Source organism: Bradyrhizobium zhengyangense (assembly GCF_022012435.1).
Lineage (GTDB): Bacteria > Pseudomonadota > Alphaproteobacteria > Rhizobiales > Xanthobacteraceae > Bradyrhizobium > Bradyrhizobium zhengyangense.
The window spans coordinates 160957-180884 of the sequence record NZ_JAKLUA010000005.1 but is presented as its reverse complement, the minus strand read 5'-3'; the positions used below and the strand labels follow the sequence as shown (position 1 = coordinate 180884).

Genomic DNA, 19928 nt, shown 5'->3' with positions numbered 1-19928 from the left:
CATGAACGTCATGGATACCCGCGCGACCTCCGCGATGCTCTATCTCGACGGCGTGCACGTCTCGTTCGACGGCTTCCACGCCATCAACAACCTGTCGCTGACGCTTGCGCCCGGCGAAATGCGCGCCATCATCGGTCCGAACGGCGCCGGCAAGACCACGATGATGGACATCATCACCGGCAAGACCAAGCCGGACGAGGGCACGGTGCTGTTCGATGGCGTCACCGATTTGACGCGTCTCGACGAGACCCGCATCGCCGAGCTCGGCATTGGCCGCAAATTTCAGAAGCCGACGGTGTTCGAGAGCCAGACGGTTCAGGACAATCTACTGCTGGCGCTCAATGTCGACCACAGCGTCAAGGGCACGCTGTTCTGGCGCGGCAGCAGGGCCGAATCCGAGCGCATCGACAAGGTGCTGGAGACGATCCGCCTCACCGACGCCCGCAACCGCCTCGCCGGCAGTCTCAGCCACGGCCAGAAGCAATGGCTCGAGATCGGCATGCTGCTGGCGCAGGACCCGAAGCTGCTCCTCGTCGATGAGCCGGTCGCCGGCATGACCGACGTGGAAACGCACCTCACCGCCGAGCTGCTCAAGGAGATCAACAAGACCCACACCGTCATGGTGGTCGAGCACGACATGACGTTCGTGCGCGAGCTCGGGGTCAAGGTCACCTGCCTGCATGAAGGCACCGTGCTCGCCGAAGGAACCATCGACCAGGTCTCGTCCAACGAGCGGGTCATTGAAGTCTATCTGGGACGCTGAGCGATGCTTGAGGTCAAGGACATCAACCTGTTCTACGGCGCGGCGCAGGCGCTGCGCGGCGTCTCGATCGCGGCCGAGCCGGGCAAGGTCACCTGCGTGCTCGGACGTAACGGCGTCGGCAAGACGTCGCTTCTGCGCGCCATGGTCGGGCAGTATCCGATCTCCTCGGGCGCGATCCTGTTCGACGGCAGCGACATCACCGGGCTGAAGCCCTATGAGCGGGCGCGCAAAGGGATCGGCTTTGTGCCGCAGGGCCGCGAGATCTTTCCGCTGCTGACGGTCGAGGAAAATCTCAAGACCGGCTTCGGTCCGCTCAAGCGTCAGGACAAGAACATTCCGGACGATGTGTTCTCGCTGTTTCCGGTGCTGCAATCCATGCTCGGCCGGCGCGGCGGCGACCTCTCCGGCGGCCAGCAGCAGCAGCTCGCGATCGGGCGCGCGCTGGTGATGCGGCCAAAACTGCTGCTGCTGGACGAGCCGACCGAGGGCATCCAGCCCTCGATCATCAAGGACATCGGCCGCGCCATCTCTTACTTGCGCAACCTCGGCAACATCGCCATCGTGCTGGTCGAACAATATCTCGACTTTGCCTGCGAGCTCGGCGACAGCTTTGCGGTGATGGATCGTGGTGCGGTGAAGTTCACCTGCGACCGCTCCAATCTCGACCCAGGCGAGATTAGCCGCCAGATGGCGCTGTAAGTCGGGGCACTGTAGGCTAGCGAAATCCTGCCGCGGCCGGCTGGGGGAGACGGATGCGCAGCGACGCCTTGGTCACATCTTTGACGACATCTTCGGTGTTCGAAGCCAATCGCGCGCGCGGTGCCGTGCGTTTCGACGTCCACGCCCGCGACGGCGTGACGCGACGCGGCGCCTTGCATGAATCCGGCTCGCTCCGTGTGCGCTTTCCTTCGCCGGAGGATGAGGGCCTGTCCGGCGTGTTCGTGAACACGGCCGGCGGCGTCGCTGGCGGTGACCGGTTCGACATCGAGATCTCGGCCATCGATTCTGCCCGCCTGACGCTGACCACGGCGGCCGCGGAAAAGGTCTACCGCGCGCCGGGGGCCGCAGCGCAGCTCAGCATTTCCCTGAAGGTTGGCGCTGGGGCCCATCTCGGCTGGCTGCCCCAGGAGACGATCCTGTTCAACCGCGCGCGGGTCCATCGCCGCTTCGACATCGAGCTCGATGAAGCCGCCTCGCTGCTGTTGTGTGAAATTGTCGTATTTGGCCGCACGGCCATGGGCGAGCGCATGGAGCAGGGCGAATTTGTCGACCGCTGGCGGCTCTCCCGTGGCGGCAAGCTTGTCTTTGCGGAGACCGTCAGGCTGGACGGCGATATCGGTGCGAAATTGGCGCGGTCGGCAGTCGCGAGGGGCGCTGCGGCGATCGGCACGGCCCTGATCGTGCCGGGCGACGAGGCATTGGTCGAGCGCCTCCGCGAGGCGTCGGACTCTTTCGCCGGCGAGGTCGGGATATCCGCCTGGAATGGCTTTGCAATGGCACGGTTCTGTGCCCAAGATGCGGCGCGTTTGCGTGCCGACATGATGGCCGTGCTGGCGCGCACCGGTGCGGCCTTGCCGCGACTCTGGCTGAATTGACGACCGGGTGAATTGAAGTGTTGAACCGAAGAGATTTCGCATGAACCTGTCTCCCCGCGAAAAGGACAAGCTTCTGATCTCGATGGCCGCCATCGTGGCGCGCCGCAGGCTGGATCGCGGCGTCAAGCTCAACCATCCCGAGGCGATCGCGATCATCTCCGATTACATCCTCGAGGGCGCGCGCGACGGCCGCACCGTCGCAGAGCTGATGCAGTCGGGCGCGCAGGTGCTCACCCGCGACCAGGTGATGCCCGGCATCCCCGAGATGATCCACGACATCCAGGTCGAGGCGACGTTCCCCGACGGCACCAAGCTCGTCACCGTGCACGAACCGATCAGGTAGCTTTCAATTCGTCATTCCGGGGCGCCCGCAGGGCGAACCCGGAATCCAGAGATTGTTGATCGAGATTCCGGGTTCTCGCTTTGCGCGCCCCGGAATGACAAAGGAAGATAGACATGATCCCCGGCGAACTCTTCATCCAGGGCGGCGAGATCGAGCTCAATGCCGGCCGCAAGACCGTGACGCTGACGGTGGCCAATACCGGCGACCGTCCGATCCAGGTCGGCTCGCACTATCATTTCTTCGAGACCAATCCTGCGCTGAAATTCGACCGCAAGAAGTCCCGCGGCATGCGCCTCGACATCGCCGCCGGCACCGCCGTCCGCTTCGAACCCGGCCAGACCCGCGAGGTCCAGCTCGTCGCGCTCGCGGGCAAGAAGACGATCTACGGTTTTCGCGGCGACGTGATGGGGAAACTATAGGCAGGGAATCTACAGGAAGGTTCGCCATGGATGCGCTCGCGAAGGACAAGGTCGAGGTTGGACTCGTGCTCCAGGGCGGCGGTGCACTCGGCGCCTATGAGTTCGGTGCGATCGAGGCGCTGCTGGAATTGATGGATACGGTCGATCGTGCGGGCCGGACGATCACGCTGGCGGCGGTCACGGGTGTGTCCATCGGCGCGATCAATGCGGCCTGCGTTGTTGGCGCCGCTGGTCGGGCCGACGCCAAGCTGCGTTTGAATGGCCTTTGGTCCGAGCTTTCGCTGGGAAACCATTGGTGGGGCATTGCCGATCATGATCTCGCGCTGTTCGGCGTGCATGGCTTCTACAAGCAGCGCTACGACTATTGGGATGTCCTAAACTGGAAGAACTTCTACGATACCTCGCCTATGCTCGAGACGCTGAAGAACCACGTGGATTTTGCGGCGCTGAATGCCAGTCCGACCGCCTTCGTCGTGACCGCGGTCGATGTGGCCTCCGGCGAGCTGACGCGCTTCCGCAACCATCCGCGCAAGGATGAGCAGCAGATCGCGATCAAGCCTCAACACGTCCTGGCCAGCGGGAGCCTTCCACCCGGATTTCCGGCGACCCCGATCGATAATAGGACGTTCTGGGACGGCGGTATCGTCGACAATACACCGCTCGGCGATGCGATCGAGGCGTTTTCAGGGGCGGCAGATGTCGATCGCATTCTCGTGGTGATGAACCTCTTTCGAAACAAGCGCGCCGCGCCGAAGAACATGATCGAAGTGAACGACCGCCTGAGCGAGCTGCGCTATGGCAATCGGCTTCGCCAGGATGGCGCCAATGCCGCTGTCATCAACGAACTGCTTCAGACCATCGAGGCCCTTTCCGCAGCCGTTCCCGAAGCGGCGCGGACGCCGGACCTCGACCGGCGGGTGACGCAGGCGCAGCGCTTCAAGACGCTGGGCGCGATCACCAACATCGACCTTGCCGATTCCGATCTGGTCAAGGCCGCCGGCCTGTTGGAGGAAGCCGAGGACTCCGGAGCCTTTCGCGATTTTTCCGCAGGGGGCATCGAGCGACGCCGCAAGGCCGGCTATCGGCTTGCCCAGGTGAAGCTCGACGAAGTGTTCAAGGCCCGCGGCCTGCTGCCGGCGTTGCACTGACCAGGAGTGTTGTGGTGATCCCCCCGGTCCGCCTCGTCTCCCAAGCTGCTGAGCTGGCCGCGCGCCGGCACAACGGCATGGCGCGCAAGGGGCGGGGGAATGAGCCTTACATCAATCATCTCGCGGAAGTCGCGAACCTGCTGGCAACGGCGACTGATGGCGCCGATGCTGAACTCGTTGCGGCCGGTTGGCTGCACGATACGATCGAGGACACCGAGACCACGCGCGAAGAGCTCGCGCAAAAATTCTCCGAGCGTGTCGCTGCGCTCGTCGTCGAATGCACCGACGACATGAGCCTGCCGAAGGCCGAGCGGCGACGACGGCAGGTGATCGATGCGCCGAAGAAGTCGCCAAGCGCAAAACTGATCAAGATTGCCGACAAGGTCAGCAATATCGGCGCGCGCATTCATTCCGATCCGACCGGGGAAGAGCGTGACGACCTCGTCGATTACACCGGCTGGGCCGAGCGGGTCGTCGCCGGCTGCCGCGGCGGCAGCGTCTGGCTCGATATGACGTTCGACGACATGGTGCGAAAAGCGAAGGCTTCGCTGTGAGCACTGACCAGGAATTCAAACGCAAACGGGGCTTGTGATGTCCGTCAAGATGAAACGTTCCGTCTACGCCGACATGTTCGGCCCGACCACCGGCGACAAGGTGCGGCTGGCCGACACCGATCTCATCATCGAGGTGGAGAAGGATTTCACCACCTACGGCGAAGAGGTGAAGTTCGGTGGCGGCAAGGTGATCCGCGACGGCATGGGGCAGTCACAGGTCACCAACAAGCAGGGCGCGGCCGATACGGTCATCACCAATGCGCTGATCGTCGACCACTGGGGCATCGTCAAGGCCGACGTCGCCATCAAGGACGGCATGATCGCAGGCATAGGCAAGGCCGGCAATCCCGACATCCAACCGGGCGTCACCATCATCATCGGCCCCGGCACCGACGTAATCGCGGGTGAGGGCAAAATCCTCACCGCGGGCGGCTTCGACAGCCACATCCATTTCATCTGTCCGCAGCAGATCGAGCATGCGCTGATGTCGGGCGTCACCTCGATGCTCGGCGGCGGCACCGGTCCCTCGCACGGCACCTTCGCCACCACCTGCACGCCGGGCCCCTGGCACATCGCACGGATGATCCAGTCCTTCGATGCTTTCCCGGTCAATCTCGGCATATCAGGCAAAGGCAACGCATCGCGCCCCGCCGCACTGATCGAGATGATCAAGGCCGGTGCCTGCGCGCTGAAACTGCACGAGGATTGGGGCACGACGCCGGCCGCGATCGACAATTGCCTGTCGGTGGCCGATGACCACGATATCCAGGTCATGCTGCATTCCGACACGCTGAACGAATCCGGCTTCGTCGAGGACACCATCAAGGCCTTCAAGGGCCGCACCATCCATGCGTTCCATACTGAAGGCGCCGGCGGCGGTCATGCCCCCGACATCATCAAGGTCGCGGGCCTGAAGAACGTGTTGCCGTCCTCGACCAATCCGACGCGTCCCCTCACCCGCAACACCATCGACGAGCATCTGGACATGCTGATGGTGTGTCACCACCTCGATCCCTCGATCGCGGAGGACCTCGCGTTCGCGGAAAGCCGCATCCGCAAGGAGACCATCGCGGCCGAGGACATTCTGCACGATCTCGGCGCGCTCTCGATGATGTCCTCGGATTCGCAGGCCATGGGCCGTCTCGGCGAAGTGATCATCCGCACCTGGCAGACCGCGGACAAGATGAAGAAGCAGCGCGGATCGCTGCCGCAGGACAAGGGCAAGGACAACGATAATTTCCGCGTCAAGCGCTACATCGCCAAGTACACGATCAACCCTGCGATCGCGCATGGCGTGTCGAAGCTGATTGGGTCGGTCGAGAAGGGCAAGCTCGCCGATCTCGTGCTGTGGTCGCCGGCCTTCTTCGGCGTCAAGCCTGATTGCATCGTCAAGGGCGGCACCATCGTCGCAGCGCCCATGGGCGATCCCAACGCCTCGATCCCGACGCCGCAGCCGGTGCACTACCAGCCGATGTTCGGCGCCTTCGGCAAGGCGCGCACGGCGTCTTCAGTGGTGTTCACCTCGAAAGCAGCCGTCACCGGTGGCCTCGCGCGAAAACTCGGCATCGAGAAGAAGCTCTATGCGGTCCAGAACACCCGCAGCAAGATCTCGAAGAAGAGCATGATCCACAACGACGCCACGCCCAATATCGAGGTCGATCCGGAGACCTACGAGGTGCGCGCAGATGGCGAGCTGCTGACCTGTCCGCCTGCAGAGGTGCTGCCGATGGCACAGCGATATTTCATGTACTGAAATAGCGCCTCAACGCATGTCCCCGGCGCATGCCGATTGCATGTCCCGGGACGGCTTTTCCGGTTTTGCGTTCGATCCCGGCTGGTCTAATGTCCCGCCCGGTATCAAACCCCTCAAAAGAAAAGCCGGGAGGATTTCTCGTGATCTACGTCGTTGCCACCTTGACCATCAAGCCCGAAACGCGCGCCGAATTCATCGCGGCCGCCACCGCCTGCATCAAGGAGACGCGGAAGGAGCCGGGCAATATCGCCTACGATCTGCACGAGAGCGTGACTGATCCCAGCAAGATGGTGTTCGTCGAGCAGTGGGAGAATGCCGAGGCGCTGGTGCCGCATCGGGGCCAGGAGCATATGAAGACGTTCGGCCGTGTCGCGGTGAAGTGCTTTACCGCGCCACCGAAGATCGAAGTGATCACGCCCGAGAAGGTCGAGACGAGGTAACAGCGCATGATCCGGGCGACGCAGGTTAAGGGACAACACCGCTTCACGGAAACGCCGGCCGATACGGTCGTGCTCGATTTCGACGATCGGCACCGGCGCCGCATGGCGATGACCGGGACGCGAGGACTCGAATTCCTGCTCGACCTGGAGAATGCGGTCGCGCTGCGTGGCGGCGATGCGCTGGTGCTGGAGGACGGAAGGCTTGTCGAAGTGGTGGCGGCGCCCGAGCCGCTGCTCGAGATTCGCGGCCGCGATCCGCACCACCTCGTCCGCGTCGCCTGGCATCTCGGCAACCGGCATCTGCCGACGCAGCTGATGACCAAAGCCTTACGCATTCGCCGCGATCACGTGATCGAGGCGATGGTGAAGGGGCTGGGCGCGAAAGTGGTCGAGATCGAGGCGCCGTTCGATCCCGAAGGCGGCGCTTACGCCGATGCCGGTCATGCGCACGGGCATGATGATCACGCGCACCACGATCACGGTCACCACGACCATGCTCATCACGATCATGGTCATGATCATCACGGCCACGATCATCATCATGATCATGCCGCTCATGAGCACGGGCATGATGACCACCATCACCACGACGAGCATTGCGACCATCCCGACCATCATCACGGCCACAAGCATGCTCATGACCACAAATGAGCCTGACGGTGCCGACGACCTCGCCGAACGCGAGGCAGCGGCGCTGTACCGGCTGATGACCTGGCTATCGCCGGCGTTTCCCGTTGGCGGCTTCTCCTATTCCAGCGGTATCGAATGGGCGGTCGAAGTAGGAGATATCACCGACATTGTGACGCTGGCCGATTGGCTCGACGCGATGCTCGGTGAAGGTTCCGGCTTTTGCGATGCGACTTTCCTGGTGCAGGCCTATCGTGCCGCTGAGGCTGGCGAAGATGCTTCTTTGAGCGACATCGCCGAGCTCGCTGCCGCCTTCGTACCGTCGCGCGAGCGGCAACTCGAAACCACCTCGCAAGGCCGCGCCTTCATCGATATCTCGCGCGCGGCGTGGAATGCCAAGGGCCTCGATGCCATGGTCGCGGCATGCTGTACGCCAATGGTCTATCCCGTCGCCGTCGGCGTCGTCGCCGCAACGCACGGCGTGCCGCTTGCGCCGACGCTGCACGCCTTCCTGCATGCGCTGGTCTCGAACTGGATTTCCGCGGCAAGCCGGCTGATTCCGCTCGGCCAGACCGACAGCCAGCGCGTGCTGGTGAGGCTGGAAACCGCCGTCGCCGCGACCGCGAGTCGGGCGCTGAACGCGACCCTGGATGACCTCGGCAGCGCGACCTTTCGCGCCGATCTCGCCAGCCTGCGGCACGAGACGCAATATACGCGGCTGTTTCGGTCATGAGGACGAGATCCAACCGATCGTCGTCCCGGCGAAGGCCGGGACCCATAACCACAAATGTGCGTGGTTATAGAAGGATGCGCCCACAGCCCATCCCATCAACTGAGTTCGTTGGCTATGGGTCCCGGCCTTCGCCGGGACGACACTAGGAGAAAGTATGTCGAAATCTCACGGCCCTTTGCGTGTCGGCGTCGGCGGTCCCGTCGGGTCGGGCAAGACCGCGCTGATGGACCTGCTCTGCAAGACCATGCGCGAGCGTTACGACATCGCAGCGATCACCAACGACATCTACACCAAATGGGATGCGGAATTCCTTGTGCGCTCGGGCTCGCTGACGCCGGACCGCATCGCCGGCGTCGAGACCGGCGGCTGCCCGCACACCGCGATCCGGGAGGACGCCTCGATGAACCTCGCGGCGGTCGCCGACATGCGCGCGAAATTCCCCGGGCTCGATCTCGTGCTGATCGAATCCGGCGGCGACAATCTCGCTGCCACCTTTTCCCCGGAGCTTGCCGACCTCACCATCTACGTGATCGACGTTGCCGCCGGCGACAAGATCCCGTCCAAGGGCGGCCCGGGCATCACCCGTTCTGACCTTCTGGTCATCAACAAGATCGACCTCGCGCCCCATGTCGGTGCGTCCCTGGAGAAGATGAACACGGATGCCAAACGCATGCGCGGCGAGCGCCCCTTTGTCATGACCAATCTGAAAAAGAGCGACGGGCTCGACCGCATCGTCAGTTTCATCGAGACCAAAGGTGGACTGAAACAAGCGGATTGAAGCGGACGGGCCGCGGCGACGTGGCGCAGCCTTTTCCGCCGTTAACGCCTAAGGCAAAGCGGGGCCAACGGAACAAATTTCGGACACGGCGATTACCTACCTCCGGTGCCCGGGGCAAAGCCACAGATGGCCAGACGATCGGCCGGGCGGATTAAGCTTTTTGGGCGACCCAAGTTGCGTACAGATGCCTCCTCCGTCATTATCCCCTGCCACTGGGCTCACCCTGTTTCGGCACATGGCCGTTCGAGCGGCGTTGATATGCTCCGTTTTTATTGCCGACCTCCCGCTTTAGCCTGAGTATTCGCGTGGTCCGGCTGGGTTTCATCATCGGCTTCATCGCACTGCTCGGGGCCTTGCTCTCGGGGCTTGCGGCCTATCGTGTGCACGATCAGGAGCTGGCGCTGGACCGGATCGCGCTGGCGCGCGCGATCGACGTTCATGCGAGCCTCGTCCAGGATCGGTCAACAGAACGTGAGCTGCTGGCGCGTGTCGCCTCAGGCCTGTTCCGCGCGCCATCGGTGCTGAAGCCCAACATGCTGGAGCCGCTGCGCTCGGCGATCTACGCCTTCAAGACCGACTTCGTGGTGGCTGGCTGGGTGGCCCGGCTTCGGCCAGGCGAGCTCGCCGCGGCGCAGAACGCCATCGCGGCCGCCGGCTTCCCGAAGCCACAGATCCGAGATTACAACGACAAGCCGATCGATTCGGCAAGCCTGACGCAGCCCATCGACGTGCTGATGGATCTGGAGCCGCGCAGCGACGAGACCAAGACGCTGCCAGGCCGCAGCTACGATGACGAGCCGGTTCGCAGTGCGATGCTGACCCGGGCCAGGGTCGAGAAGCGGTCGGTTGCCTCCGACCCGATACCGCTGTTGCGTGGGAACGGGCCGATCGGCGTCATCGTAGCGGCCCCCGTCATTCCCGAAGGCGCAACCGAGCCGGCCGGCTTCATCACGTTTTCCTACGAGCTGGCCTCGCTGATGCTGACCAACGACGATCTGTCGTTGTTCTCGGTCGCGCTCAAGGACCCGCGCAAGGAGAACAGCGAGCTCGTCGCCAACGATCAGGGCGTCGTCTCGACCCGCATGACGACGCCGGACGGTCCGGCGCCGTCGGCGACGCGCACCATCAGCTTCGGTGGCCGCGACTGGCAGCTCGGCTATTACGCCAAGACCAATTCGGCGCGCCGCGCCGAGCAGACCGCGATCATCGTGGCGGCGATCGGCTTCGCCATCACCGCGATGGTGTGCGGCCTGTTTGGTTACGTCGCCTACAACAATCTGCGGCTGAGCCGCGAAATCCAGGTGCGGATCGGCTTCGAACGGCGGCTGACGGCCGTGATCGACGAGCTGAATCATCGCGTGAAGAACATCCTGGCGGTAATCCAGTCGATCGTGACGCGCACGCTGCGCCATGGCTCCGACATCGACGTCGCCCGCGAGCTGCTGATCGGCCGCATCCACGCCATGTCCAACGTGGTCTCGCTGCTCAGCGAGAGCCAATGGCAGGGCGTCAAGCTGAAGGGCCTGTTCGAGGCGCGCGCAATTCCGCACGCTGACCGCATCGCCGTCAGCGGCCCCGATATCGCCGTGAGCGCGCGCGCCGCGCAAAGCCTGTCGCTGCTGTTCTTCGAGCTCGCCTCGCATTCAGATGAAGGCCTGTCGCTGGTCGGCAAGCATCCGCACATTACCGCGAACTGGACCGTGACGGGCGAGGAGCCCGAGACTGTGTTTCATTTCCGCTGGGAGGAGTTCAACACCAGCGAGGCGACGCGTCGCCCGGATTCGGATTTCGGCCTGATCCTGCTCGACCGCGTCGCCCCCGAAGCGCTCGGCGGCAACGCCAAGCGCTATTTCACCGACGTCTCCTATGTCTACGAGCTGACGGCGCCGATGGAGACAGTCGTCGACATGACCGAGCGCGACCGCACGGACAAGATTTCGGCGCCGGTGCGACCGACGAAGTCGCCTTGAAGTCGGCTTGGCGCTCGCGCTTCAGACAGCGCTCACGCGAGCCGCGATGGCGGTCATTTCAAGTTTGACGTTCGGGCCGAGATCGGCCACGCCGACGGCGGCACGGGCCGGCAAGTGAGCTCCCGCAAAGTGCGCCTTCCAGGCCGCGTTGAACGCAACCTTCTCGCTGAGGTCGGTCATGAAGATGGTCACCTGCAGGACATTGGCCATGTCGGATCCGAGAGTCTCGAGCAGACGCGACAGCTGCCCAAGCACATCATTTGCCTGACCCGACATGTCCTGGCTCGTGTCCTCCGGCACGATTCCGCCGATGTAGAGAACGCCTCCATGCTCGACCACTTCGTGGAGCAACCCTTCGTAGGGCAAGATGCGCTTGATCATGATGAGAACGATGCTCCTGTCGAAATAGGCAGATTGGCCGTATCCTACGCCGGTTTTTAGCCTTTCGGCCGCAGCACCAGATCGACCAGGGACCGCGCATAGGCCGGGGTGATCGGCGCGATACCGAAGACGTAGCGATAGAACAGGCTGCCATAGATGGCGTCGTAGAGATCTTCCGCCGGCGCTTGCGCGAGAATGCTGCCGTCGCGCTGACCGGCCGCGATCATCTCCACCAACGCGTCGCGGCGGAATTGCAGATAGCGGGCATAGAACAGCTCGGCCGAGCCGGTCTTGGAGATGCATTCGGAGATGACGGCAAGCTGCACCTTGCCGAATTCGCCCTGCAAGGCTTCGGCATAGGCCGCGGCATGACGGCGCGCGCGCACGGCAGCCGTGCCCGCGCTCGCCGGCGGCAGTGGCAGCATTTGGGCGGCGTGATGGAGAAAGGCGTCGATCAGCAGCGCCTCCCGCGATGGCCACCATTTGTAGATGGTCATCTTGGAGACGTTGGAGTGGCGTGCCACCGCATCGATCGTGGTCGCGGCAAGGCCGGTCGTGGCCATCAGCGCATAGGCGCTTTCGAGGATGGCGTTGGTGGACTCGATCGAGCGCGGCCGGCCGCGCCGGGGCGCGCCCTCGGCCGCATCGCTCGTGCTTTTCCCCATGACCAAGCCGGTCTCTCCTTGCGCAGAGGCCGCCATTGCCACAGGGCCACCTCATTCCGCATAGCGCAGCGGAGGTCCCTGGCCTAGCAAAATCGCACGATAATTAGGCCCGTTGCCGCAAGGCCGCCGGCTCGTCCTGGCGCTTCGACCAGGAGATATAATACGCCACCGCCGTCATCACGGCGAAGCCGGCCAGGCTCACCCCGATTTGCATCACGACCAGATTGGCGCCAGTGATCAGGATGAGATGGCCGGCGAAAGACAGGAAGACGCCGATGCAGAACACGGCAAGCCACTCCTCGCCGCATTTGATCACCATCTGGAGCGACTTCCATTGCAGCCCCGGATGGTTAGACGGAATGAGATGGGTCGCAAGGAAGGCGAGCGCGAGGAAATGGATGACACGATACGGCGCGAGATTTTCCTTGTCGGTCGGCGAGATGCCGTTGAGCACGATGTCAGGCAGATAGGTGGACAGAGCAGGCGAATGGCGCATCAAGGTGACGGCCATCGCGAGCACGAGGTAGGCGCCGGCGAGCACACGCAGCCAGGAGATCTTGTGAAGCTTATGGCCTGACGCGCCGGTGACGGCGAACCAGCCGCCCAGCACCATCAGCATCTGCCAGCACAGCGGATTGAATGTCCACTCCAGGTCGGGATAGGCGTGAAACGTCCAGCCGAACCATCGCGCGGCGAGATACAGCGCAATCGAAGCGGCCAGAGTCACGTTCGGACGTCGCAGCAGGCCCCACAAGGCCAAGGGAAAGAACGCCATCAGCGGAATCATCAGCTGCAGAAGGTCGAGATTGAGCGGCTCCTCCTGGAGCACCAATCCCTGGACCAGGATGCGCAGCGGGTGCTCGAGAATCCCCGAGATGTTGTAATCGCTGATGATCTCCGGCGCCATCGATTGCGAGGCGACGTAAGCAATGGTGTCGATGTAGATCACGAACAGGACCACATAGGCGGCATAGAGCCGCCAGACGCGACGGAAGATGCGGGTCGCCGCGACGACATAGCCGCGCTCCAATGCCATCCTGCCGTGGATGATGGCAACGCCATAGCCGACCACGAACACGAACAGGTCGGCGGCGCCGCTGAAGCCGAAATTGCGCAGCGTCAGCAGGTTGACGACATTGTTCGGGATGTGGTCGACGAACACTGACCAGTTGGCAATGCCGAGCGTCAAATAGAGCCTGGCGTCGTGTTGGAATGCGGCGAGGTTCGCCTTGACGGACGGCTTCATTGCTAATTATTTCATTTGGAATCAGGGCGATGCTTTTAACGGCAACGACCTGCCTATCCGAGTAGCGATTACGTGAAGCCACAAGGATTTTTCCACGTCTGATGAAATATTGCGCAGAGGCGGCCCGTCGAGTCGCCGCGAGCCTTCCTGCTCGGTGGACGGCGCAACTTTCTTAGCGTAACGCGATCCTACTCGGCAGGCTCGGCCGGCGCCTCGTCAGGGACGCCGACGCGGCTTGCCATGATTCCAAGCGCAACGCCTCCGATCGCCAGGATCGGCAGCAGCCGTTTGACCCCGATGGCGCGGACGATCTGCAGGCCTGTGGCGATCAGCATGGGATCGGCGAGCATGCTGGGGGCTGCCTTGGCGGCGCGCTCGGCCGCGATACGTGCGCGAGTCCGGATTTCCCGTTTATAGCCCCAATAGCTTCCCGCGGCAGCGAGCGTCAGCAGGAAGAAGATGCCGGCGCCGGCAAGGCAGGCCTGAACCGGGCCGTATTTGTCGAGGACGGAGATGAAGGCCGCGGCGCAGAGGAAGCATGTGGTGATGAACAGCGCGAGCGCCGCACCTGCCGCCAGCGAGGTCAGCCGCACAGTCGTGCCCGTCGATGCGCTGATGCCGTCGATGATGCGCTGAAACACAGCCTTGCTCCTCAGATGCCCACAAGCCAATTCGTGACCCGCTGGTCACGGCAGGAAGACTGTCGTGACCTCACGATCAATCGCGCGCCTCAGCGGCGCCAGGCGAAGCCGATCAGGAAGCCGATGCCGAGCGCGACACCGACGGTCGCCAGCGGCCGCTGTGTGATCGCGTCTTCCAGCGTCTCCTCGATCGAGCCATAGGCATCCTGCGCCGCGTCCATCATCGCGCTGCCGCGCTCCGAGAAATCGTCGAGAGTCGAATCCATGTTGTCGCGCGCCTGTTTGTAGCCGCGCCGGGCCTGCTTGCCCGTGGCGTTGGCGAAGGTGTTAAGGGCGTCGGTGATCTGATCGGTGAGGGCGGCGATATCGCTTTTCACGGCTGCTACATCCTTCTGGAGGCGTTCTGCGGTGGCTTTGTCGGTCCAGTCTCTCGTACCGGTTTCGCCAGTGGTCATTGACATCACAAGCTCCGAACTGTTGGCGGTGACCTGGACGGAAAACGTTCGGTTGTGGCCGAAGTTCCGTCTGCGGAGCCCGTCATTCCTGCGGCAATTGCGGCGAATTCTCCGGCAACAGATGCTCCTTCAGAATCAATCCTACGATCAGCAGCGGAGACGACAGGAACGCGCCCATCGGTCCCCACAGCCAGGTCCAGAACGCCAGCGCGACAAAGACGGCGAGCGCGTTTAACGACAGCCTTCGGCCGATGATGGTCGGCGTGACGAAGTGCCCCTCCAGAAAGGTGACGCCGCCGAAGGCGAGGGCGGCCATCAGGCCGCCGCCAATGGTTGGGAATGCGACCAGCCCGACCACGGCCAGCACGACGAACATGGCGACCGGTCCGATGATTGGAATGAAGTTGAGCGCAGCCGCAAGCCCGCCGAGCCCGGCTGGATTGGGCATGCCGGTGGCCGCACAGACAATGCCTGTGGCGATGCCGACGCCGATATTGATAACCGTGACGGTCAGCAGATAGTTGCCGAGATGAACCTCGATCTCGTTGAGAATCCGCAGCGTCCGCAGCCGCGCGTCGCGGTCGCCAAAATTCATGATCATGGCGCGCCGCAGGTCGCGCCAGCTCGCGATGAACAGGATCAGCGTGGCGAAGAACAGCAGAAATTCAGCGAAGGTCGGCGACACGAATTCCAGCGCGGGCTGCACCCAGTCCACTTTCGGCAGAGGGACACTCGGCAGCCCGTCGGACCCGCCGACCATGGTCTGCAGCTCCTTCCACAGCGCGAGCGGTCGGTCGAACACATGCGCCTTCTCCCTCAACTGCGCACCCAGCTCCGGGAGGCGTGAGCTCCACTCCATTGCGGGTACCGCGATCAGTGCAACGACGAAGGCGACCACCGTCGTGACCGCGATCACGATCAGCACCGCTCCAAGCGCGCGCGGCACCCGACGCTTCTCCAGGAAGGTGGCGGCCGGCGACAGCATGGTGCCGGCGACAACGGCCATCACGACCGGGAGGAAGAACGCTTTGGCGAAATAGAGCACGGCGATGACGGCGATCAAAAGCAGGCCGGCAAGCGCAAAGGCGACGAACTCGGTGCGCCTAATCACCGGCGGCAGCTCGACGTGGCTGTCTGGGAGTGGAGAACTCTCGTCGTTGCCGGAGATCAGACGTTCACTGGGAAGGACGCGCACAATTTCTCTCCCCGCACGGAGGTTTCCGGGCGCCCATTGGTCAACGGAGAACGCGTGAGGGGTGTCGGGGTTCCATCGCGGCTTCGTGAAGCCGTGCTCGCTTGACTGTGACACAGCTGCCGCAAGCGGTGGCGGAACTTGAGTCGGCGCTGCCGCGTTTACAAGCCAGCAGCATCACCCAGATGCGCACATCCAACGGGGCAGCACATGACAAAGTTCTCCGTCGTCCGTCGCAGCTTCTCGCCGCGCGCCGTCACCGCTTGTGCCTTTGCGACAGCTTTGCTGACAGTGCCGTTCGCGGCTCAGGCGCAGACATTCGGCTATGCGCCAATGCAGCTGCAGGCCTATCCGCAGGACCAGACGTATTCGCAGGGCTATGCCAACGTGGCACCCGAGGCCACCGACGAAGACGCGGTGCTGCCAGATCGGTTGCGCCGGCAGATCGTGAGCTTTGACCGCAATGAGCCCGCCGGCACCATCGTGATCGATACCGCCAACACCTACCTCTACTACGTGCTGGGTAACGGGCGCGCGATGCGTTACGGCGTCGGCGTCGGCCGTGAGGGATTCACCTGGTCGGGCGTGCAGAGCATCAGCCGCAAGGCGGAATGGCCGGATTGGCATCCGCCGGCAGAGATGATTGCGCGCCAGCCTTATCTGCCGCGCTTCGTCGCCGGCGGCCCCGGCAATCCGCTTGGTGCGCGCGCGATGTATCTCGGCTCCAGCGAATACCGCATTCATGGCACCAACGATCCCACCACGATCGGCAAATTCGTCTCGTCCGGCTGCATCCGCCTCACCAACGAGGACGTCACCGACCTGTTCAGCCGCGTCAATGTCGGCGCCAAGGTCGTGGTGCTGCCGAAGAATGCGCCGCTGATGGCGCGCGGCGGCGATCCCGTCCGCAAGCGGCCGGCGGCAACGACGCTGCCGTCCGGACGCCAGGCGCTCAACGTCCCAGCGTCGTCGGTGGACTAAGCGTTTGAGTGAGGTCAAATGATGAGACGTTCGATCAGCAAGCTCGCTGGCGGAGCGGCCGCGTTCGTCGCGGTTGCTTCCCTCAGCCTTGCGCTCGCGCCTGCAGTGCATGCGGAGGACTTCTTCTCGGCGCTGTTCGGCGGCTTCCGCATGCGGCCGCCGCCGGAGGTTCGCGTGCCGTTCCCGAACGACGACATGCCGCGCTACGATGCGCCGCGCCAGCGCGCATCCTACGGCGGCGGAACGGCCTACTGCGTGCGTGGTTGCGACGGGCGCTATTTCCCCGCGCAAGGTGCGGATGCCGAAAGCAAGGCGCAATCCTGCAAGAGCTTTTGCCCGGCTTCAGAGACGTCGCTGGTCTATGGGAGCAACATCGACGACGCCACCACGGACAAGGGCAAATCCTATTCCGATCTGCCCAACGCTTTCCGCTATCGCAACGAGATTGTCGCGGGCTGTACCTGTAACGGCAAGGACCCCGTCGGGCTTGCGCAGGTCAAGATCGAGGACGACCCGACCTTGCGCAAGGGCGACATCGTAGCGGGTAGCGACGGCCTCGTCGTCGCCAATCGCAACGCCAACGATCGTCGCGGCGTCGCGATGAACTTCTCGCCACTGCCGGAGTCCATGCGCGCGAAGTTCCGCCAGGTGCCGGTGATCGCGAAGGAGTAAGGCAGGCCTACGCCGCGCGGATCTTGCCAAGGAAATCGGAGACGTCGTGGCCGAGCTGATTGCTCTGGGCTTCGAGCATCTCGGAGGCACTCTTCACATTGTCGGCCGCCGCGGCTGCGGCATCCGCATCGGCCTTCACGCCGGTGATGTTGTCGGAGACGTTCCGGGTGCCCTGCGCCGCATATTGCGTGCTGCGTGTGATTTCCTGCGTTGCCGCACCCTGCTCCTGCACGGCCGCGGCGATCGCGGTCGCGACCTCGTTGACCTCGCCGATGATGCCGCCGATCGTCTGGATGGCGTGGATGGCATCGCCTGCGACCTTCTGGATGTCGGCGATCTGTTCGGAAATCTCTTCGGTCGCCCTCGCGGTCTGGCTCGCCAGCGACTTCACCTCCGAGGCGACCACGGCAAAGCCGCGGCCCGCTTCGCCGGCGCGTGCGGCCTCGATGGTGGCGTTGAGCGCGAGCAGATTGGTCTGCGCGGCGATGGTGTTGATCAGGCCGACGACCTCGCCGATGCGCCCGGCCGACTTTTGCAGGCCCTGCACCGTGCCGTCGGTCTCGCGCGCCTGCGTGACGGCGCGGCCGGCGATGCCGGCAGCATGCGCGGCCTGCTGACTGATATCGTTGATCGAGGCCGAGAGCTCTTCTGCTGCCGCGGCGACGCTGTCGACGCTCATCGAGGCGTCGCTGGAAGCCTTGCCGGCAATTTGCACGCGGTCGTTGGTCTGGCGCGACACGGCGGAGAGATCGCCCGAGGTCTTGCGCATCTGCCCGGAGGCATCGTTCAGTTCACCCAGCGTCTTGCGTACCGCGCCTTCGAACTCCCCGACATAGGCCTCCACGGCGCGCTGGCGGGCGGCGGCGCCCGCATTGCGCTCGCGCTCGTGCTCCTCGATCCTGAGCTTGTCGCTGGCCTGCTGCTTGAAAGTCTCAAGCGCGCCGGCGAGCGCACCGATCTCGTCGTTGCGATCGAGATAGCCGCTGTCGACGGCGAGATCGCCACCGGCGACCTTGAGCATGGCATCGCGGATGGTGTTGAGCGGATTGATCACGCGGCGGCTGATCAGCACGTTTGCGCCGACGGCGAGGCCGATGGCGAGCGCCAGCAGCACCAACTGCACGGTCAGCGCACGCTGCGCGGCAGCGCGCTGTTCCAGTGTATGGCTCTTGGCGGCATCGAGAGCGGTCTCGGCTACGGCCACAGCGGCGGACAGGCGGCCCACCGTGACGGGGGTCCATTGGTTGGCGGTCATCTCGGCCTTTTCACCATTGGCGAGCGCGCCCACCAGACGATCGCGAAGGGCCAGATATTGCGGATCGAAATAGGCGCTCTGGACCGCGGTCAGAGCGGATGACAGAGCCTGTGGCAGCTGCATCCCCAAGGTCGACAATTCCACCGCCTTCCACGCTGCGGCCGTTCCGCCGACGAACTGGGTATAGGCGAGGCGCGCCTCCGGTGCGATACGGCCGGCGCTGAGCCCGGTCGAGACGATCAGCGAGGCTTCGCCGCCGGTGTTACGGAGCAGCCAGGCATTCTGCTTGATCGAGAGCAACTGGTCGATCGCAGCGTCCTGATGATTGACGGCGGCGGCCAGCGTGTTCGAGAGCTTGTCGAGCGTGTCGAGCAGCCCCTGCGTCGTCTCCATATATTCCTTCGGCAGGCCTGAGCGGCGCTGCTCCTTCGGCTTGGCGACGTCCTCCCAGAACTGCTTCTGCTCATCGGTCAGCAGCTTGTAGAGACGGGCGAGTTCCGGCACCATCGTCCCAGATTGCGGGAAGTCCATCGCAGGCAGTAGCTCGAGTGCATGCGCCATGGCGGGCATCTCGGCGTCCCGGATCGCGCGCAGATATTTCTCGATCTCGGCATCCACAGGCCCGGTCGAGTTGAGGAGCCGGTTGGTGGTCGAGCGGTCGGTGCGCAGATTATGCATCGCCTTGAACAAATCGGCGGAGGCGTCGGCGATCTGCGAAATGCGGTTGGCGGTCCTGAGGCGGTCCCATGAGTCCCAGGCGGTGAGCGACAGCGCAATCACCACAGAGATCGACGTGATCGCGATCACGGCCTTCAGCAGCGCGGACACGGTCAGACGATTGAGCATCGAGGTCCCCCAATTCCCATTTCAAGGTTCGGTAGCGATGCCCCGGCAAAATCAAGAACGATGGGGCATGACAGGATCGGCAATCACATACCGTTCGCGGCGCGGAGCGGACGGTTTCGGCATCTGAAACGAAAAGGGTAAAGTTTTAGGCAGGTCGTCTGCCGGTAGAATTACGCATTTACCAGAAGTTGCAATGGGTTGCCTGCATGGAACCAGCGCGCGAGACAGGCGTTAGGACCTCGTTAGCAATTTGCCTGAAGGGGGCCCTGCGATGCTGGTCGGCGTACTCGTCACCTTTCTCGTCGTCATTCTCGTGCTCTATCTCATCAACATGCTGCCGATGGACGGGCGCGCCAAACAGATCGCGCGGGTCATCGTCATCATCATCGGCATCGTCTCGCTGCTGAAATATCTCGCGGTGTTCTAGCGGGGCTACGGATGCCCAACAAAAAAGCCCCGGTTCACACCGGG

The 19928-nt window shown here is 63.6% G+C and carries 23 protein-coding genes; 16 read left to right on the top strand and 7 right to left on the bottom strand.

Annotated elements, in window-relative coordinates:
- Position 1: 1 nt before the first annotated feature.
- The 13 genes from urtD (at position 2) to L6637_RS17885 (ending at position 11123) form a co-directional block, all read left to right on the top strand.
- Complete coding sequence (gene urtD / locus L6637_RS17945; protein ID WP_014498216.1) at positions 2–763, top strand: urea ABC transporter ATP-binding protein UrtD; 762 nt, start codon at positions 2–4, stop codon at positions 761–763.
- A gap of 3 nt (positions 764–766) precedes the next feature.
- On the top strand, positions 767–1462 hold the full coding sequence (gene urtE, locus L6637_RS17940) for an urea ABC transporter ATP-binding subunit UrtE (RefSeq protein WP_237863097.1): 696 nt from the start codon (positions 767–769) through the stop codon (positions 1460–1462).
- A gap of 53 nt (positions 1463–1515) precedes the next feature.
- Positions 1516–2358 (top strand): urease accessory protein UreD, encoded by an 843-nt coding sequence (locus L6637_RS17935; RefSeq protein WP_237863096.1) that lies wholly within the window; start codon positions 1516–1518, stop codon positions 2356–2358.
- 40 nt (positions 2359–2398) lie between these two features.
- Complete coding sequence (locus L6637_RS17930) at positions 2399–2701, top strand: urease subunit gamma (protein ID WP_237863095.1); 303 nt, start codon at positions 2399–2401, stop codon at positions 2699–2701.
- A 113-nt stretch (positions 2702–2814) separates the two neighbouring features.
- A complete protein-coding gene (locus tag L6637_RS17925) occupies positions 2815–3120 on the top strand; it encodes an urease subunit beta (RefSeq protein WP_237863094.1) in 306 nt (101 codons plus the stop codon).
- Between the two features lie 26 nt (positions 3121–3146).
- Positions 3147–4268: a patatin-like phospholipase family protein gene (locus tag L6637_RS17920; RefSeq protein ID WP_237863093.1), complete on the top strand. Its 1122-nt coding sequence runs from the start codon at positions 3147–3149 to the stop codon at positions 4266–4268.
- A gap of 14 nt (positions 4269–4282) precedes the next feature.
- Complete coding sequence (locus L6637_RS17915) at positions 4283–4822, top strand: HD domain-containing protein (RefSeq protein WP_237863092.1); 540 nt, start codon at positions 4283–4285, stop codon at positions 4820–4822.
- 37 nt (positions 4823–4859) lie between these two features.
- Positions 4860–6575, top strand: coding sequence for an urease subunit alpha (gene ureC, locus L6637_RS17910; RefSeq protein WP_237871644.1), 1716 nt, complete (start codon positions 4860–4862; stop codon positions 6573–6575).
- A 140-nt stretch (positions 6576–6715) separates the two neighbouring features.
- Positions 6716–7015 (top strand): putative quinol monooxygenase, encoded by a 300-nt coding sequence (locus L6637_RS17905; protein WP_027530199.1) that lies wholly within the window; start codon positions 6716–6718, stop codon positions 7013–7015.
- Positions 7016–7021: 6 nt separating this feature from the next.
- Entirely contained in the window at positions 7022–7666 is a 645-nt protein-coding gene (locus L6637_RS17900) for an urease accessory protein UreE (RefSeq protein WP_237863090.1), read from the top strand.
- On the top strand, positions 7647–8375 hold the full coding sequence (locus L6637_RS17895; protein ID WP_237863352.1) for an urease accessory protein UreF: 729 nt from the start codon (positions 7647–7649) through the stop codon (positions 8373–8375). The genes L6637_RS17900 and L6637_RS17895 overlap by 20 nt, the downstream gene beginning before the upstream one ends.
- Positions 8376–8529: 154 nt before the next feature.
- Positions 8530–9153 (top strand): urease accessory protein UreG, encoded by a 624-nt coding sequence (gene ureG / locus L6637_RS17890; RefSeq protein WP_237863089.1) that lies wholly within the window; start codon positions 8530–8532, stop codon positions 9151–9153.
- A 305-nt stretch (positions 9154–9458) separates the two neighbouring features.
- Positions 9459–11123: a CHASE domain-containing protein gene (locus L6637_RS17885; protein WP_237863088.1), complete on the top strand. Its 1665-nt coding sequence runs from the start codon at positions 9459–9461 to the stop codon at positions 11121–11123.
- Positions 11124–11144: 21 nt separating this feature from the next.
- Here L6637_RS17885 and L6637_RS17880 read toward each other — a convergent pair whose 3' ends face one another.
- The 6 genes from L6637_RS17880 to L6637_RS17855 form a co-directional block, all read right to left on the bottom strand.
- Positions 11145–11504 (bottom strand): RidA family protein, encoded by a 360-nt coding sequence (locus L6637_RS17880; RefSeq protein WP_237863087.1) that lies wholly within the window; start codon positions 11502–11504, stop codon positions 11145–11147.
- 56 nt (positions 11505–11560) lie between these two features.
- Positions 11561–12169: a TetR/AcrR family transcriptional regulator gene (locus tag L6637_RS17875; RefSeq protein WP_237871642.1), complete on the bottom strand. Its 609-nt coding sequence runs from the start codon at positions 12167–12169 to the stop codon at positions 11561–11563.
- Between the two features lie 103 nt (positions 12170–12272).
- Positions 12273–13415: an OpgC domain-containing protein gene (locus L6637_RS17870; RefSeq protein ID WP_237863085.1), complete on the bottom strand. Its 1143-nt coding sequence runs from the start codon at positions 13413–13415 to the stop codon at positions 12273–12275.
- A gap of 188 nt (positions 13416–13603) precedes the next feature.
- A complete protein-coding gene (locus L6637_RS17865) occupies positions 13604–14056 on the bottom strand; it encodes a hypothetical protein (protein WP_237871641.1) in 453 nt (150 codons plus the stop codon).
- Between the two features lie 89 nt (positions 14057–14145).
- Positions 14146–14517 (bottom strand): ElaB/YgaM/YqjD family protein, encoded by a 372-nt coding sequence (locus L6637_RS17860; protein WP_237863083.1) that lies wholly within the window; start codon positions 14515–14517, stop codon positions 14146–14148.
- Between the two features lie 76 nt (positions 14518–14593).
- The gene (locus L6637_RS17855) at positions 14594–15706 is read right to left on the bottom strand and encodes an AI-2E family transporter (protein WP_237863082.1); all 1113 of its coding nucleotides are present in this window, start codon (positions 15704–15706) and stop codon (positions 14594–14596) included.
- Positions 15707–15913: 207 nt separating this feature from the next.
- On the opposite strand from L6637_RS17855, the gene L6637_RS17850 reads away from it, so the two are divergent.
- Both L6637_RS17850 and L6637_RS17845 read left to right on the top strand, forming a co-directional pair.
- On the top strand, positions 15914–16684 hold the full coding sequence (locus tag L6637_RS17850; RefSeq protein WP_237863081.1) for a L,D-transpeptidase: 771 nt from the start codon (positions 15914–15916) through the stop codon (positions 16682–16684).
- An 18-nt stretch (positions 16685–16702) separates the two neighbouring features.
- Complete coding sequence (locus L6637_RS17845; protein WP_237863080.1) at positions 16703–17356, top strand: DUF2865 domain-containing protein; 654 nt, start codon at positions 16703–16705, stop codon at positions 17354–17356.
- Positions 17357–17363: 7 nt separating this feature from the next.
- Here the strand turns inward: L6637_RS17845 and L6637_RS17840 are convergent, their stop codons facing one another.
- The gene (locus L6637_RS17840; RefSeq protein WP_237863079.1) at positions 17364–19457 is read right to left on the bottom strand and encodes a methyl-accepting chemotaxis protein; all 2094 of its coding nucleotides are present in this window, start codon (positions 19455–19457) and stop codon (positions 17364–17366) included.
- 271 nt (positions 19458–19728) lie between these two features.
- Between L6637_RS17840 and L6637_RS17835 the strand changes: the two genes are divergently transcribed.
- Positions 19729–19884: a Thivi_2564 family membrane protein gene (locus tag L6637_RS17835; protein ID WP_008546817.1), complete on the top strand. Its 156-nt coding sequence runs from the start codon at positions 19729–19731 to the stop codon at positions 19882–19884.
- Positions 19885–19928: the final 44 nt, after the last annotated feature.